The following is a 14,826-nucleotide window of genomic DNA, read 5'->3' on the forward strand; positions in this document are numbered from 1 at the left end:
GAGACCGACCATGTTCATCTCCGATTTCGCCATCAAGCGGCCGGTCATCACCGTTGTGACCATGCTGTCGCTGGTGGTGTTCGGCATCTTCGCGCTGCTCAGCCTGGACACCGACGAGTTTCCGGAGGTCGAGGCGCCCTTCATCTTCGTCTCGGTGCCCTATCCCGGCGCCTCGCCCGACATCGTCGAGCGCGAGGTGGTGGAGCCCATCGAAGAGGCCGTGGCGGGCATCAGCGGCGTCGACGACATCCAGAGCCAGGCGCTGGACGGCTTCGGCTCCATCCAGGTGATCTTCGTCTACGGCAAGGACCCGCAGCAGGCCTCGCAGGACATCCGCGACGCCATCAGCCAGATCCGGGGCGACCTGCCCCAGGAGATGGAAGAGCCCATCCTGGCGCGGTTCGACCCCAACGACCAGCCCATCATCTCGCTGACGCTCTCGTCCGAGACGCTGTCGCCGGCCGAGCTCACGCGCATCGCCGACCCCGGCATCACCCGCGACCTGCGGGGCATCAACGGCGTGGCCGAGGTGCAGGTGGTGGGCGGGGTGGAGCGCGAGCTGACGGTGGAGGTAGACCCGGCCCGCCTGCAGGCCGCGGGCATCGCCATGCCGCAGGTGATCCAGGCGCTGCAGTCGCAGAACCTGGCCGTGCCCGTGGGCCGGCTGAACGAGCCGCTGGAAGAGCGCACCATCCGCCTTCGCGGGCGGCTGCAGACCCCCGCCGAGTTCGCCAACCTGGTGGTCGCCTCGCGCGGCGGCATTCCCGTCCGCCTCTCCGAGGTGGCGACCGTCCGCGACGGCACCGAGGAGCCCCGCTCGCTGGCGCTGTTCAACGGCAAGCCCGCCGTGGGCATCGACCTGGTGAAGTCGCAGGGGGCGTCGACAACGACGGTGGCGGACGCGGTGATCGGGCGCATCGAGACCCTTCAGAAGCAGCTTCCGCCCGGCGCCACGCTGAACGTGGTCCGCAACTCGGGCGAGCGGGTGGCCAGCTCCGTCGCCAACGTGCAGGAGGCGCTGATCGAAGGCGCCCTGCTGACGGTGCTGGTGGTGTTCCTGTTCCTGAACTCCTGGCGCTCCACGGTGATCACCGGCCTGGCGCTGCCGGTGTCGGTGCTCGCGAGCTTCGTGGCGGTGCTGGCGTTCGGCTTCACGCTGAACACCATGTCGCTGCTGGGGCTGTCGCTGGCCATCGGCATCCTGATCGACGACGCCATCGTGGTGCGCGAGAACATCGTGCGGCACGTGGAGATGGGGAAGGACCACTTCACCGCGGCGCGCGAGGGGACCGACGAGATCGGCGTGGCGGTGGCGGCAACCACGTTCTCCATCGTCTGCGTGTTCGTGCCCATCGCCTTCATGGGCGGCCTGGCGGAGCAGTGGTTCGCGCCCTTCGCGCTGACCATCGCCTGCTCGGTGCTGGTGTCGCTGTTCGTGTCGTTCTCGCTGGACCCCATGCTCAGCGCGTACTGGCCGGACCCGCACCGCGAAGAGCACGAGAAGTGGTTCATCACCCGCTGGCTCGACCGCTTCAACCGCTGGTTCGACCGCCAGGCCCACAACTACCGCAAGGTCATCGGCTGGGCGCTCGACCACCAGCTGGCGATGATCCTGATCGCCGTAGGCTCGTTCATCGGCGCGCTGGTGGTGCCGGCCAAGGGCATCTTCGCCTTCTTCGCGGTGATGATCGTGGTCACCGCCGCCGTGGTGGTCCTTTCGATGGTCCGCTTTCCCCGCGGGCTGACGGGCGGGGCGATGAAGGCAGTCGTCGGCGTCCTGTCGCTGGTGCTGATGTTCGTGGCCATCGGCGTGGCGCCCGAGGGGGGCAAGCTGGGCTTCGAGTTCTTCCCCGCCGACGACCAGTCGGAGTTCGAGGTGGACATCGACACGCCCCCCGGCGCCAGCCTGGAGTACACCCGGCTGAAGAGCGAAGAGGTGGCGGCGCTCGCCCGGCGCGAGCCCGAGGTGCGGTACACCTACACCACCATTGGCGGGCGCGGCGGGGCGGTGGACGAGGGCAAGGTGTACGTGCGCCTGGTGCCCAAGGCCGACCGCGGCCGCGGGCAGAAGGAGATCGCAAACGCGGTGCGCATCGCCGCCAAGCGCGTGGGCGGGGCCACGGCCGCGCTGGGAACGGGCAACTTCGGCGGCACCAAGCAGATCATGATCCAGCTGCAGGGCCCCGACATCGCCGTGCTCAACCGCCTGGCCGAGCAGATCGAGGCCGAGGTGCGGCAGGTGCCCGGCGCCGTGGACGTGGGGCTTTCCACCAAGGGGCAGAAGCCCGAATTGACGGTGGAATTGAACCGCGGGCTGGCGGGAAGCCTGGGGATCAGCGCCGCGCAGGTGGCGCAGGCGCTGCGCCCGGCCTTCGCCGGCGTGGACGCGGGCGACTGGGTGGACCCCAACGGCGAAACGCGCGACGTGTACGTGCGCTTTGCCCCCGAGGCGCGGGAGCGCACGGGCGACCTGGAGCGCGTGCCCCTGGTGATGGCCGGGCCGCAGGGGCCGGTGACCATGCCGCTCGGACAGGTGGCCAGCATCCGGCGCGAGCTGGGGCCGGCGCAGATCAACCACCTGGACCGCGAGCGGGTGATCAACGTCGAAGCCAACACCCAGGACCGCCCGCTTTCCGAGGTGGTGGCCGACATCACCACGCGCATCGAGAAGGTGCAGATGCCCAGCGGCTACGTGATGAGCTTCGGGGGCGAGACCGAGGACCAGAACGAGGTGTTCGGGCGCATCATGTTCGCGCTGGGCGTGGCGGTGATGCTGATGTACCTGATCCTGGTGGTGCAGTTCGGCAGCTTCCTGGACCCGCTGGCCATCCTCCTCTCCCTGCCGCTGTCGCTGATCGGCGTGGTGCTGGGGCTGAAGATCGCCGGAAGCACGCTGAACCTGATGAGCATGATCGGCATCATCATGCTGATGGGCATCGTCGCCAAGAACGCCATCCTGCTGATCGACTTCGCCAAGTGGTCCAAGGAAAGCGGGATGAGCACGCGCGACGCGCTGATCGAGGCGGGCGCCATCCGGCTGCGGCCCATCCTGATGACCACCTTCGCGCTGATCGCCGGCATGCTTCCCGTGGCCCTGGGCCGCGGCGAGGGCGCCCAGTTCCGCGCGCCGATGGGCATCGCCATCATCGGCGGCGTGCTGACCAGCACCCTGCTGACGCTGCTGGTGATCCCCACCGTGTGGGAACTGCTCGACGACCTGCGCGAGGCCGTGCTGGGCCGCTTCCGCCGCACCCCCTCCGCGGGGCACGGCGGCGGACACGGCGGCGGCGCGCACGGGGTTGACCGCACGATCCCGGTGGAGCCCCGGCTGGTGGGGCGCGAGCCCGCGCACCAGGGCGATTGACCCATGCATCCCGCGCCGCGCACCCGCATCATGGTGCACGGCGCGGGGCGCCCCCGGCGGCGCGGGTGAATCCGCCGGAACCGCTGCTCCCGTACCAGCGAGAGTGGCGGAGCAAAGGGCCAGCCGGTGAAACGGGCTGGACGCAGCGGTGTATGATGGCGTCCCCGCCGCACGGGGACGCGGCCGGCGCCGAAAGGCCCGGGCGCTTTCTTCTTTCCAGGGTTCCATGCAGACGTCGCGCGAGGAGCCGGCCCCCGGGGCCGGCACCGCGGTTCTCGAAAAAACACGGCAGCGGCGGGCGCCGCGCCCCCACAGCTGGCCCGAGCGGCGGCTGGCGTCGGCCGGGCGCAGCGCCGAGCGGCTGCTGGAGCACGCCGGGGGGATGGCGACGCTGGTGTGGCGCACCCTCGTGTACCTGTTCACGGGGCGCATTCCCTTCCGCGAGTTCGCCAACCAGGTGTACTGGATGGGCGTGGGCAGCATTCCCATCGTGATGGTGACGGGGAGCCTGGCCGGCGTGGTGACCTCGCAGCAGGGCGGCTACCAGTTCACCGGCAACATGCCGCTGGAGTACCTGGGCAGCGTGGTGGCCAGCAGCATCATCCTGGAGCTGGGCCCCGTGCTGACGGCGGTGGTGCTCATCGGCCGGGTGGGCGCGCGCATCACCGCCGAGCTGGGGACCATGCGGGTGTCGGAGCAGATCGACGCGCTGTACTCGCTGGGCCGCGACCCGGTGCGCACGCTGGTGGCCCCGCGCATCGTGGCCGGCATCATCTCGGTTCCCATCCTGGTGGCCATCGCCAATCTGGTGGGGCTGTACGCGGGAATGATGGCCGCGCAGTTCACGGTGGGGCTGGGGCGGCAGTCGTTCTTCTACGGCGCCAGCCTGTTCTGGCACGACTGGGACATGTTCTACTCGCTCTCCAAGGCGCTGGCGTTCGGCTTCGTGATCCCGCTGGTGGCCTGCCACATGGGGCTGGCCACACGCGGCGGCGCCGAGGGGGTGGGGCGCTACACCACGGCGGCCGTGGTGACCATGACGCTGGGCGTGCTGATCCTGGACGCCATGTTCCCGCCCCTCCTGCTCAACTGACGGAGGGCCGCGTGAACGACGTGATGGTGGACTACCGCGACCTGTACAAGTCGTTCGACCACCCGGTGCTGGCGGGGGTGGACCTGGCCGTGGGGCGGGGCGAGACGCTTTCCGTCGTCGGCCACTCGGGCACGGGGAAGAGCGTGCTGCTCAAGACCACCATCGGGCTGATCATGCCCGACGAGGGCGACGTGGTGGTCGACGGGCAGTCGGTCTGCGGCGCCACGCGTCAGCAGATGCAGGCCCTTCGCCGCAAGGTGGGCTACGTGTTCCAGAACGCCGCGCTGTTCGACAGCATGAGCGTGTTCGAGAACGTGGCCCAGGGCCTGAGCGACGAGGAGCAGCGCGGCCTGGGCGGCAAGGGGCTGATGGCCCGCGTGGTCGACGCCCTGGAGCACGTGAACCTGGAGCCCCGCAAGGTGCTGTCGAAGCTGCCCTCGCAGCTGTCGGGCGGCATGCGCAAGCGGGTGGGGATCGCGCGGGCCATCATCGGCCGCCCGCAGATCCTGCTGTACGACGAGCCGGTGACCGGGCTCGACCCGGTGAACGGAACGGTGGTGCACCGGCTGATCGCGCGGCTGGGCGCCGAGCTGGGCGTCACCTCCATCATCGTCACGCACGACATCGAGGGAACGCTCCCCATCAGCGACCGGGTGGCCATGCTGGACCACGGCTTCATTCGGTTCGTCGGCACGGCCGACGAGTTTCGCGACAGCGATGACCCGCTGGTGCGGGCCTTCCTGGAACGCGACGTACCCGACAACGACGAGCTACTGGTATGATCCAGCGCGCCGACGGCCGGGCGCCCACCGCGCCGGCCCCTAGACTTTCCAACGACGACCTGCGGGCGATGGCTCCCATGCGTGCTCCGCGACGCGAAATTCACGTCGGCCTGTTCGTGGTGATCGGCCTGCTGGCCGTGCTCACCGCCCTTTTCGCGCTCACCGACCCGGGCACCTTCCGCGGCCGCTACCACGCCTACACCGTGGTGAAGGACGCCGACGGCATCCGCAAGGGCGACCCGGTACGGCTGAAGGGGGTGAACATCGGCCGCATCCGCGACTTCCAGATCGGGCCCAACGGCGTGCGGGTGAGCATGGAGTTCGAAAAGGAGTACCACGTTCCCGCGGGCTCCAGCGTTTCCATCGTCTCGGGCGGCATCCTGCAGTCCATGGTCGCCGAGATCCAGCCGGGCACCTCCACGCAGCGGATCGCGGACGGTACGGTGCTGCCGTACGTGGAAGAGGCGGGCTTCGCGCAGCAGGCGGAGAAGGTGGTGGCCAACTCCGACAGCGTGCTCGTGGCCGCGCAGGCGCTGCTCAGCGAGCGCACGGTGTCGGCGGTGGGCAACAGCGCGGTGGAGATGGAGCAGCTGCTCCGCCAGTTGACGCTGCTGGCCACGGACCAGCGCCGGCAGCTCGCGCAGCTCACCACCAGCCTGAACGCTTCGGCGGCGGGGCTGCAGGGGGCGGTTTCGCAGCCGGAGCTGGCGCGGGCCATCGCGCGCACCGACTCCATGACCATCCGGCTGGACGCGGCCACGGGCTCGCTTCAGCAGGCGGGGCAGTCGCTGGCGGCGCTGACGGCGCGGGTAGAGGCGGGCGAGGGCACGCTGGGCAAGCTGACGACCGACGACCAGCTGTACCAGAACCTGAACGCGGCGGTCACCAGCCTCAACCAGCTGACGGCCGACATCCGCGCCAACCCGGGGCGGTACATCAACGTCCGCGTGTTCTGACGACGGTGGACGCGACCCCCGGACAGATGCCGCCCTCGATCGAAAAGATCCTGCGGCGCTTCGCCACCCTGACGCCCGACATGACGCGGCAGGCGCTGGTGCAGTACGCCAAGAAACTCCCCGAGCTGCCGGAGCGGTTCGCGGGGCTCGACGCGGCGCAGTTCCGGGTGCACGAGTGCCAGACGCCCGTGGCCATCTATCCCGAGGTGGTGGACGGCAGGATGTACTACCACGCCGACGTGCCCCGGGAGAGCGCCGCCATCCGGGCCCTGCTGGCCATGATCTTCGACGCGGTGAACGGCCAGCCGCCGGAAACGGTGCTGGCCATTCCGCCGGACTTCGTGCGCCAGGTGATGGGCAAGATCGGCCTTTCGGCCCGCGAGGCGGGGCTGGTGGCCATGGTCGAGCGGCTGAAGCGCGCCGCGAGGGAAGCGAAGCAGGCGTAGCGGGTGATCCCCGCGTGGGCCATCCTCTTGCGTGGAAGGCCCCCGGACGCTCTTTTACGCCGCCCGCGGCGACCGCCGCCGGACGAGAACAGGACGAGGGACCACGACGACGATGGCGTACGTTTTCCGGGGCCGGCCCGCGCCGGCCGCTCTGCTGCTGGCCGCCGCTCTGCTGGCCGGGTGCGAACCCGGCGCGCAGGGGGGCTACGCGAAGATCTCGTACCGCGGCGACCCGCAGGTGCCGTCGCACGCCTATCCCGAGCCGCCGACGGTGGTGCCCGGCACCAGCGTGGGCGCCGCGGCGGCCAAGGTGGTGCTCGCCAACCCGCCGGCCGGCGTCACGCAGGCCATGGTCGACGAGGGGCAGGCGTCGTTCGGCACCGTGTGCTCGGCGTGCCACGGGCAGAACGGCACCGGCAGCCAGGCCGGGCCGCCGCTCAACGACCGCCAGTGGCTCAACATCGGCGGGCAGTACCCCGAGATCGTCACCATCATCAACAACGGCGTCGCGAACCCCAAGCAGTTCCCGGGGATGATGCCGCCCAAGGGCGGCGGCGCCTTCGACGACGCGCAGGTGCGCAGCATCGCCGCGTACGTGTACGCCCTCAGCCAGCAGGGGGGAGCATGAGCCGCAGGGACAACGAGACGTTCCGCACCGTCGAGGGGCGCTACCAGTCCTTCGAAGAGGCCCACCCGAAGCAGCACTCGCGGTCGGCCATCGCCAACATCCGACTTCCCGTGCTGAGCGACGAGGCCGAAAAGGGCGTCGGCACCGCGCTGGGCTTCGGGCTGGGCGCGCTGCTGCTGCTGCTGTGCGCCGTGTGCGTCGCCGCCTCGCGCAGCTGGGCTGCGCTGGATCGCTCGGGCGCGCAGGTGGCGTACGCCATCGCCGCGTTCTTCCTGCTGCTGGCGGGGCTGGGCGGCATCATTGCCACGTACAACCACATCTTCCGGGTGATCCCCGGCGACGGCGGGCACCACTAGCCGCACGCGGGAGAAAAGGCGCCGGCCGGAACCCTCCGGCCGGCGTTTTTGCGGCGTGGAGCAAGGTAGGTGAACGCGAGGGCGTGAGGAGAGCGTTGACTTTTCGCAAGCAGTGACGTATTCTGTGACCCATCCCTGAAGTACTTCCGCGCTCGTGCGCTCACTGATTGTCGGAGAACCCTCATGTCCCGTATTCGTGCGACTCTGCTGGCCACGCTGGCCGGCATCCTGATCACCACCGGCGGCTGCGCCGACTCGGCCACCGCGCCCACCGCCGCCGCGGGGCCCTCGCTGGACCGTGCGCAGGGCGACTCCATCGCCAACTCGCATCGTCCGGCCGGCCAGGACGCCGACGGCGAGATTACGACGCAGTCCGGCGGGTTTATGGTCAGCGGCGGCCGCACGGCGTCCTGATTCGCATCCCGCGGTGTCCGCACGGGCGGAACGATCCCAACGCGAGGGCGGCGACTGACGCCGCCCTCTGCTTTTTGCGTGAACGATGAGTCTTTGCTTCCGTTGAACCCCGACACGAGCGCTCTCCTGGACCGCGCGGCGTCGTTCGAGCGTTCAGGCGCGTGGGGCGAGGCTGCCGTTGCGCTCCACACCGCGTATGCGGCGAGCGTGCAGCGGCAGGACCTGTCCGGCATCCTGGAGGCGGTCGTCCGGCTGGGGCACTGCATGCGCCTCGCCGGCGATCCCGACCTTTCGTCAGACGCTCTGGAGCTTGCCTGCACCCTCGGGGAACTGAACCGGCGGGACGACATCGCCGGCCGCGCGCTGAACGGGCTCGGGATGCTCGCTTTCGAGCGGGGCGCCTCGTCCGAGGCCACCCGACTGTACGCTGCGGCCAACGAGTTGGGCCGCCGTGCCGGCGACCAGGTGCTCGTAGCCGAAACCGAGCAGAACCTCGGCATCCTCGCCAACATTCGCGGCGACCTGGACGAGGCGCGTACGCGCTACGAAACAGCGCTCCGGCACCTGGACGTCGCTGGCCCGGCCCGTGGCCGCATCTCGGCCCTGAACAACTTGGGGATGCTCCACCTGTACCGCGGTGAACTGGCGGATGCGCTGGGCTATTTCGACCGGGCGCTCGCCGTCTCGCTGGAAACGGGTGACGTGGTGCGGACCGCGATGGTGCACGTGAACCGGGCCGAGTTGTTCCTTGCCCGCGGCGAACTTGCCCGGGCGCGCGAAGCCTGCGACGACGGCTTCGAGATCTTCAGCCGCCTCAACGACGAGTTCCACCAGGCGCAGGCGCTGAAGCTGTACGGGGTCATCTACCGGGAGAGCGGCAAGCTTCACCTTGCTACGATCCACCTGCAGCGCGCCATAGAGATCGCCCGCCCGCGCGACTCGCTCGTGGAGGCTCAGGCGCAGCGGGAAATGTCGCGCGTTCTTCGGCTCCAGGGAAGCAACCGCCAGGCGCTGGAGGCGCTCAATCGCTCACATACGCTGTTCACCAGTCTTCAGGCACGGCCGGACCTGGCCGACCTCGACAAGCGCGTCGCCGACCTGGAAGAAGAGTTCCTGGGCGTCGTGCGGGTCTGGGGCGAATCCATCGAGGCCAAGGACCGCTACACGCTGGGCCACTGCGCCCGCGTGGCCGACTACGCCTGCCGCATCGCCGAGCGGGCGGGGATGACGGACCGCGAGCTGACCTGGTTCCGAATGGGGGCCTTCCTTCACGACGTGGGGAAGACCGAGGTGCCCGAGGAGATTTTGAACAAGCCGGGCAGGCTGACCGACGAGGAGCGGGCTACGATGGAGCGCCACACCGTCATCGGCGACGAGATGCTGGCGCCGGTGGAGTTTCCGTGGGACATCCGCCCGATGGTACGGAGCCACCACGAGCGCTGGGACGGCCGGGGCTACCCCGACCAGCTGGTGGCGGAGGCCATCCCCCGGTCCGCCCGCATCCTGCGCCTGGCCGACGTGTTCGACGCGCTGACCACCGCCCGCAGCTACCGCGCGCCGCTCACCCCGGAGCGGGCCCTGGGCATCATGCGCGACGACCAGGGCTCGTTCGACCCGGAGCTGTTCCAGATCTTCCTGGACCTGTACGACGAGTTCGCCCCCACGGCCGCCGAGGCCGCCTCTTCCGTCTCCGCCTGACGCTCAGATTACGCCAGCACGCGAACGGTTAGGCGGCCGCGGGCTCCGGCACGTCGTCCACGGCCAGGCCGCGGGTGCGCAGCAGGCGCTCCACCGCCTCGCCGATCTTGTTGTTGGGGGTGGATGCGCCCGCGGTGAGACCCACGGTCAGCGGCCCGGGGGGGAGCCAGTCCTCGGCGACCACTTCCGGCGCGTCCAGCGGGGTGCCGGCCGGCTTGAAGCGGATGGTGCCCGCCTCGGGGTCGATGCACGAGGCGTCGGCCACGTGAAAGGTGACGGTGTGCTGGGCGCAGAGCACGGCCAGGTGGTGCGTGTTCGACGAGTTGTAGCCGCCGATGACCACCATCACGTCCGGGGGGCCGTCGGGCCCGTCCACCAGCTGGTGCACGGCGTCCTGCCGCTCCTGCGTGGCCGAGCAGATGGTGTCGAACGAGCGGAAGTATTGCGAAAGGTCGAACCCCGGCTCGCCGCCGTACCGCCTCGCCAGCGACCTGCCTACCTCGGCGGCGATGTCCAGCGACTCGCCCGAAAGCATGGTCGTCTGGTTGGCCACGCCGATGCGCCGCAGGTGAAGGTCGGGATCGAACCCGGCCGAGGCCTTGGGGGTGAAGTGCTCCAGGAACTCGCCGCGGGTCATGGCGCCCGGGGCCTGCTCGATGTAGTCCATCACCCGCCGCGCCTCGGGCATGTCGCGCACGATCAGGAACCGCCCCTCGGGGTACTTGAGCGCCTGGCTGGCCGTGGCGCGCGTTTCCTCGTGCAGGTACTTGCCGTGGATCAGCGCCGTGAAGCCGTCGCGGGCGTACTGCTCCACCCGCTTCCACACGTTCAGCACGCTGCCGCAGGTGGTGTCGACCAGAATGCAGCCCACGGCCTGCAGCCGCCGGAAGTCGGCCACGGTGGCGCCGAAGGCGGGGAGGATCACCACGTCGTCGGGGACCAGCCCGGCGAAGTCGAAGGCGCCCTGCTCGTCGGGATGCAGGAACACCACGCCCATCTCCGTCAGGCGGCGGTTCACGTGCGGGTTGTGGATGATCTCGCCCAGCAGGAAGATGCGGCGCCCGGGAAACTGGGCGCGCGTCTCGTAGGCGTACTCCACGGCCCGGTCCACGCCGTAGCAGAAGCCGAACTCCTCCGCTAGCCGCACGGTCACCTGCCGGCTTCCCTCGCCCCAGGTTTCGCGGTACCCGCGTGCGCGGATGCGCTCCACGAGGGTGCTGTGGTACTCGGAGCGAATGAGGGGGGCGACCTCTTTCTTGAGGCCGAACCCGCGGCGGAAGTAGGTTTGCTCCATCGGTCGGTGCGCGGTTCCGGGCGGCCGGGAGCGTCTGCTCCGGCAGCCTGAACGCTAACGGAACGGGGCCTGGGATGCAACCGCCCAAAGCCCTTGGCGCGCCGCCACTTGCCAGCGCTGGGAATGCTTCTTGCCCGCCCGCGGGCGCCGGCCGGCGCGTGGGGGCCGGACAATCGAGCGCACGTTTACTCCGTACTCCAAGTACTTCGGTGGCCAAGCCCGGAAAAGGACAGAAGCTCGGAGGCGCGCCGCGCACGGGCAGGTGGACCAAGCAGCCGGAGGAAAAGCGGCTGGGCGGGCGGTACCGCGACTCGCTGATCGGGCTGGCCGTGGTGGGGGTGCTGCTGATCGCCGGGCTGGGGGCCTACATGGTGTGGGCGCACATGCAGCTGGGCGCCGGCCTGCTACGGCAGGAAGCCCAAGCGCGGCGGCGTCCCGACTGGGTGCCGCTGTCGCAGCTTCCGCCGCAGGTGCGCGAGGCGTTCCTGACGGTGGTCGACACCACCTCCACGCTGCGCCAGCCCGGCTACCTGCGCCGCCAGCGCCCCTCGCTGGCGCGCGACCTGGTTCGGCAGGTGCACCAGCTGGAGCCCGGGGTGAAGGGCCAGGCCAGCGAGGTGGCCATGGCGCAGCTGCTGGAGGCCGAGCGCTCGCCCGGGCGGCGGCTGGAGTTGTACCTGAACCGGGTGTACCTGGGACGGACGGAAAGCTGGCCGCTGTTCGGGGTGCACCACGCGGCCATGGAATACTTCGGCAAGGACGTGCGGCGGCTGACGCTGGGCGAGGCGGCCACGCTGGCCGGCATTCTCCTTCCGCCGCGGGTGCTGGACCCCGAGGCGGCCCCGGGGCCGGTGGGCGCGCGCCGCAACGAGGTGCTGCGGCTGATGCACGGCGACAAGCGGATCACCGACGCGCAGCTCGCCGCCGCGCTGGCCGAGCCGCTGGGCTTTCAGCCGGGCGAGGACTACGCGCCCATGACCCGGCCGGTGGACTGGAGCCCGGAGGCCCCCGTCATCCGTCTTCCCGAGGCGCTGCGCCCGCGGCTGGACTCGCTGCCGGCGGCGCCGCAGCCGTAGTGTCGGCGGGAGGCGCCGGGGGGGCGGGCGGGGCCTCGGGACGCGACAGGTGCATCTCGATCAGCCGCCACGTACCCTCCTGCCGCGCGAACACCCCCGACACCCGCAGCCGCTCCACCTGGCCGCCCTGCGCCACGGGAAACAGCTCCAGGTGGGTGGCGAACCAGCCGGTGCCGTCCTGGGCATCGGCCTCCACGTGCAGGTCCGGGGTGCGCGCGACGGCCCCCCTGGGCAGCGCCAGGGCGTCGAGGGTGGCGCGCAGCCCATCGGGGCCCAGCAGGGCGCGCCCGTCGTTGGCCCGCGGCCCCATCACGTGCGCCGTACCCACCGGCGCCAGCGCATCGACGGCGCCGCCGCGGTCGCCGCGCAGCAGCGCCTCGCGAAAGGCCCCCACGCGCGCCGCGATCTCCTGCTCGGCGTCGCGCTGCTCCACGGCGCTGGGGTCGCGCGGGTTCAGTACCCGCGCCGGGGTCTGGTTGACCTCGCAGGCGGCCAGCGCCAGCAGCGCGGCGGGCAGGGCAAGTCGGTGCACGGCTGTGGTCCGGGTGCGGGTACGCGTTCGGTGAACCGACAAGATGGCTGGCGGGTACAGGGTGTCAAGCTCCCGCGCCGCGCCTTGACGCGCGCGGCCGGTTCCATCATCGTCACAGCAGTCCCGTCCCGCTCAACCGAAGTGGTCGATCTCCGATGATCTGGTTCGGCAAGCCGCTCAACGAAGTCCTGTTCACGCCCCCGTCCGGCGTAAACCCCATCGGCGACGAGAGCACGCGGATGGAGCACGCGCTGCGCTGGGTGGCGGCGCGCGACCCGCACCTGGAGGGCGAGGCGCTGGTGGACGCGCTCGCCGCCACGGGATGGGTCGACAGGCCCACCGCGGCGCGCCTGCTCCCCTGCTACCGCCACTTCGACGCCGACCGCTACTTCGGCGAGGCGCTGCGCAGCCTGTCGTTTCGCGGCCCCACCGCCGCCGGCGAGTTCCGCCAGCGCATCGGCCGGGTGATGGAAGACATGACGGGCGCCGCGGCGCTGGGCTCGCTGGGCCCCGAGGAGTGCGTCCGCTTCGGCCACGGCGAGCGGCAGGGCGTGGTGCTGGCCTATCCCCAGGTGCAGTTCACGCTGGGGGGCGACGCCGCCAGGGCCGTGGCCGCCGCGGTGGACGAGATGCCCGACGCGCTGGTGATCGTCGCCCGCAACTTCCAGGAGAACACCGCGGCCCAGCTGGCGTCCATGCTGGAGGGGACGGAGGTGCCGGGGACGCTGGTGACGGTGAACCTGCTGCTGGGCATGCGCGCCACCACGCTGCGCTACCAGCCGGGGGGCGAGCGGGTGATGGGGCTGCTGGGCAGCGGCCGCACCCTCCGCTCCCGCGACATCGCGGGGCTGGGAAACCGCAACTAGCGGCGGATTCACGTCCAGACGAGAGAGGGGCGGACCGGCTCACGCTGGTCCGCCCCTCTCGCCGTTCGGTCCCAGTGGTCAGGCCCGTCGCCCGTCGGATGTGTCGGAGGCGGCGTCCAGCTGGTGCTGAAGGTCTTCCATCCGGCGGCGCTGCTGCATGGCGTAGTACCCCAGCCCCAGCGCCAGCAGCGCGAAGAGCGCGGCGGCGAACCAGCCCGCCTCCAGCGGCTCGTGGAAGGCATGGTGCGTCAGCAGGGCGACCACGAGCGCGGCCGCAGCCATCCATCCTCCCGGATAGGCGGCCGCGTACCCGGGCCTCCGCTTGCGCGGCGCGGTGGACGGGCGAGCCGTCGCCACGAGCACCCGCCGGCGGACGTCCGCGGCGCGCGCGGGCTCCATCCGCACGGCGGGGGCTTGGGCGGCGAGCGCGCGGGCGGCGAAGTCGCGGAGGGCGGGGGCGCAGTCGGCGCACTCGTCCGCGTGCGCCAGCATCCCCTCCAGCTCGTCGTCCGACAGTGCCTTGGGCGCCCCTGCCTCCATCGCCGCGCGCCACCGGGCGTGATCGTTTTCCGTGATCATCCCGGCTCCCGCAGTCCCGAAAGCAGGGCGCGCAGCTTGGGAAAAGCCAGGCGCGTGCGCGTCTTTACCGTTCCCAGCGGAACGCCCAGCTCGTGCGCGATCTCCCGCTGCGTAAGGCCCTCGAAGAAGGTCATCCGCACCACCCGCTGCTGGTCGCCCGGAAGGCGGGACACGGCGCGGTCCACGATGTCGCGGCGTTCGCCCGCGGCGGCGCCCTGCAGCGGAGACTCGCCCTCGCCCGCGAGCTCGCCCGCGGCCCGCTCGTCCAGGCGCTCCTCGCGCTTCATCCGCGACTTGAGCAGCCGAAGCCGGTCCAGCGCGCGGCTGCGGGCCATCAGGATGATCCAGGCCTCCACCGAGCCCCGTCCGTCATGATAGCGGTCGGCCTCGGCCCATACCTGGCTGAACGTCTTTTCCACGACCTCTTCGGCGTCGTCGCGGTTGCCCACCAGGTGAAAGGCCACGGCGTACACCCGTTCCGACCAGCGGTCGTAGACCGCCGCGAATGCGGCCTCGTCGCGCTGGCGGATACGCTCCATGAGGCGCAGGTCCTCGCCGCCTTCGGAGGCGACGAGGTGCAGCGGGCGAGCGGGAGATTCGCTCTCCGGCCTGCGCGGGGGTTGGACTGTGCTCATGGGAGTGCGTGCTCGGGTACCGCGCCACCGGATAGGTCGCGGTTCCCTTCGCATGCCTCGCGCCACTACGTCCTGCCCGGCCATTGTTCCCTTGTGTGCGATACCCT

15 protein-coding genes are annotated in these 14,826 nt (G+C 70.8%); 11 read left to right on the plus strand and 4 right to left on the minus strand.

What is annotated here, in order from left to right; translation table 11 throughout:
* Positions 1-10 precede the first annotated feature (10 nt).
* The 9 genes from VF632_RS13120 (at position 11) to VF632_RS13160 (ending at position 9,737) form a co-directional block, all read left to right on the plus strand.
* Positions 11-3,364 (plus strand): efflux RND transporter permease subunit, encoded by a 3,354-nt coding sequence (locus VF632_RS13120; RefSeq protein ID WP_331023353.1) that lies wholly within the window; start codon positions 11-13, stop codon positions 3,362-3,364.
* A 226-nt stretch (positions 3,365-3,590) separates the two neighbouring features.
* On the plus strand, positions 3,591-4,457 hold the full coding sequence (locus VF632_RS13125; RefSeq protein WP_331023354.1) for an ABC transporter permease: 867 nt from the start codon (positions 3,591-3,593) through the stop codon (positions 4,455-4,457).
* An 11-nt stretch (positions 4,458-4,468) separates the two neighbouring features.
* On the plus strand, positions 4,469-5,239 hold the full coding sequence (locus tag VF632_RS13130; RefSeq protein ID WP_331023355.1) for an ABC transporter ATP-binding protein: 771 nt from the start codon (positions 4,469-4,471) through the stop codon (positions 5,237-5,239).
* Complete coding sequence (locus VF632_RS13135; RefSeq protein ID WP_331023356.1) at positions 5,236-6,195, plus strand: MlaD family protein; 960 nt, start codon at positions 5,236-5,238, stop codon at positions 6,193-6,195. The genes VF632_RS13130 and VF632_RS13135 overlap by 4 nt, the downstream gene beginning before the upstream one ends.
* Before the next feature lie 26 nt (positions 6,196-6,221).
* The gene (locus VF632_RS13140; RefSeq protein WP_331023357.1) at positions 6,222-6,641 is read left to right on the plus strand and encodes a SufE family protein; all 420 of its coding nucleotides are present in this window, start codon (positions 6,222-6,224) and stop codon (positions 6,639-6,641) included.
* Between the two features lie 112 nt (positions 6,642-6,753).
* Positions 6,754-7,269, plus strand: a complete 516-nt coding sequence (locus VF632_RS13145; RefSeq protein WP_331023358.1) for a c-type cytochrome — start codon at positions 6,754-6,756, stop codon at positions 7,267-7,269.
* Positions 7,266-7,625, plus strand: coding sequence for a hypothetical protein (locus tag VF632_RS13150; protein WP_331023359.1), 360 nt, complete (start codon positions 7,266-7,268; stop codon positions 7,623-7,625). The genes VF632_RS13145 and VF632_RS13150 overlap by 4 nt, the downstream gene beginning before the upstream one ends.
* Before the next feature lie 183 nt (positions 7,626-7,808).
* Complete coding sequence (locus VF632_RS13155; protein ID WP_331023360.1) at positions 7,809-8,039, plus strand: hypothetical protein; 231 nt, start codon at positions 7,809-7,811, stop codon at positions 8,037-8,039.
* A 102-nt stretch (positions 8,040-8,141) separates the two neighbouring features.
* Positions 8,142-9,737: an HD domain-containing phosphohydrolase gene (locus tag VF632_RS13160; RefSeq protein ID WP_331023361.1), complete on the plus strand. Its 1,596-nt coding sequence runs from the start codon at positions 8,142-8,144 to the stop codon at positions 9,735-9,737.
* Positions 9,738-9,765: 28 nt separating this feature from the next.
* On the opposite strand, the gene VF632_RS13165 is transcribed toward VF632_RS13160, so the two are convergent.
* Positions 9,766-11,031, minus strand: a complete 1,266-nt coding sequence (locus VF632_RS13165) for a 4-hydroxy-3-methylbut-2-enyl diphosphate reductase (RefSeq protein ID WP_331023362.1) — start codon at positions 11,029-11,031, stop codon at positions 9,766-9,768.
* 209 nt (positions 11,032-11,240) lie between these two features.
* Here VF632_RS13165 and VF632_RS13170 point away from each other — a divergent pair, with 209 nt between their 5' ends.
* On the plus strand, positions 11,241-12,107 hold the full coding sequence (locus VF632_RS13170) for a transglycosylase domain-containing protein (RefSeq protein WP_331023363.1): 867 nt from the start codon (positions 11,241-11,243) through the stop codon (positions 12,105-12,107).
* Here VF632_RS13170 and VF632_RS13175 read toward each other — a convergent pair.
* Positions 12,043-12,639 carry a nuclear transport factor 2 family protein gene (locus VF632_RS13175; protein WP_331023364.1) on the minus strand — a complete coding sequence of 199 codons (597 nt, stop codon included), beginning with the start codon at positions 12,637-12,639 and terminating at the stop codon, positions 12,043-12,045. The two genes, VF632_RS13170 and VF632_RS13175, sit on opposite strands and share 65 nt — an antisense overlap.
* 155 nt (positions 12,640-12,794) lie before the next feature.
* On the opposite strand from VF632_RS13175, the gene VF632_RS13180 reads away from it, so the two are divergent.
* Positions 12,795-13,505: a hypothetical protein gene (locus VF632_RS13180; RefSeq protein WP_331023365.1), complete on the plus strand. Its 711-nt coding sequence runs from the start codon at positions 12,795-12,797 to the stop codon at positions 13,503-13,505.
* Positions 13,506-13,583: 78 nt separating this feature from the next.
* Here the strand turns inward: VF632_RS13180 and VF632_RS13185 are convergent, their stop codons facing one another.
* A complete protein-coding gene (locus VF632_RS13185; RefSeq protein ID WP_331023366.1) occupies positions 13,584-14,084 on the minus strand; it encodes a hypothetical protein in 501 nt (166 codons plus the stop codon).
* Positions 14,081-14,719 carry an RNA polymerase sigma factor gene (locus tag VF632_RS13190; RefSeq protein ID WP_331023367.1) on the minus strand — a complete coding sequence of 213 codons (639 nt, stop codon included), beginning with the start codon at positions 14,717-14,719 and terminating at the stop codon, positions 14,081-14,083. The genes VF632_RS13185 and VF632_RS13190 overlap by 4 nt, the downstream gene beginning before the upstream one ends.
* Between the last annotated feature and the right edge of the window lie 107 nt (positions 14,720-14,826).

Origin of the sequence: Longimicrobium sp., from assembly GCF_036388275.1 — a bacterium.
In the GTDB taxonomy this organism is placed as follows: Bacteria; Gemmatimonadota; Gemmatimonadetes; order Longimicrobiales; family Longimicrobiaceae; genus Longimicrobium.

Bases quoted from the DNA above. Each gene is read 5' to 3' on its own strand.
- VF632_RS13120 (WP_331023353.1), top strand. From the start codon at position 11: ATGTTCATCTCCGATTTCGCCATCAAGCGGCCGGTCATCACCGTTGTG.
- VF632_RS13125 (WP_331023354.1), top strand. From the start codon at position 3,591: ATGCAGACGTCGCGCGAGGAGCCGGCCCCCGGGGCCGGCACCGCGGTT.
- VF632_RS13135 (WP_331023356.1), top strand. From the start codon at position 5,236: ATGATCCAGCGCGCCGACGGCCGGGCGCCCACCGCGCCGGCCCCTAGA.
- VF632_RS13140 (WP_331023357.1), top strand. From the start codon at position 6,222: ATGCCGCCCTCGATCGAAAAGATCCTGCGGCGCTTCGCCACCCTGACG.
- VF632_RS13145 (WP_331023358.1), top strand. From the start codon at position 6,754: ATGGCGTACGTTTTCCGGGGCCGGCCCGCGCCGGCCGCTCTGCTGCTG.
- VF632_RS13150 (WP_331023359.1), top strand. From the start codon at position 7,266: ATGAGCCGCAGGGACAACGAGACGTTCCGCACCGTCGAGGGGCGCTAC.
- VF632_RS13155 (WP_331023360.1), top strand. From the start codon at position 7,809: ATGTCCCGTATTCGTGCGACTCTGCTGGCCACGCTGGCCGGCATCCTG.
- VF632_RS13165 (WP_331023362.1), bottom strand. From the start codon at position 11,031: ATGGAGCAAACCTACTTCCGCCGCGGGTTCGGCCTCAAGAAAGAGGTC.
- VF632_RS13180 (WP_331023365.1), top strand. From the start codon at position 12,795: ATGATCTGGTTCGGCAAGCCGCTCAACGAAGTCCTGTTCACGCCCCCG.
- VF632_RS13185 (WP_331023366.1), bottom strand. From the start codon at position 14,084: ATGATCACGGAAAACGATCACGCCCGGTGGCGCGCGGCGATGGAGGCA.
- VF632_RS13190 (WP_331023367.1), bottom strand. From the start codon at position 14,719: ATGAGCACAGTCCAACCCCCGCGCAGGCCGGAGAGCGAATCTCCCGCT.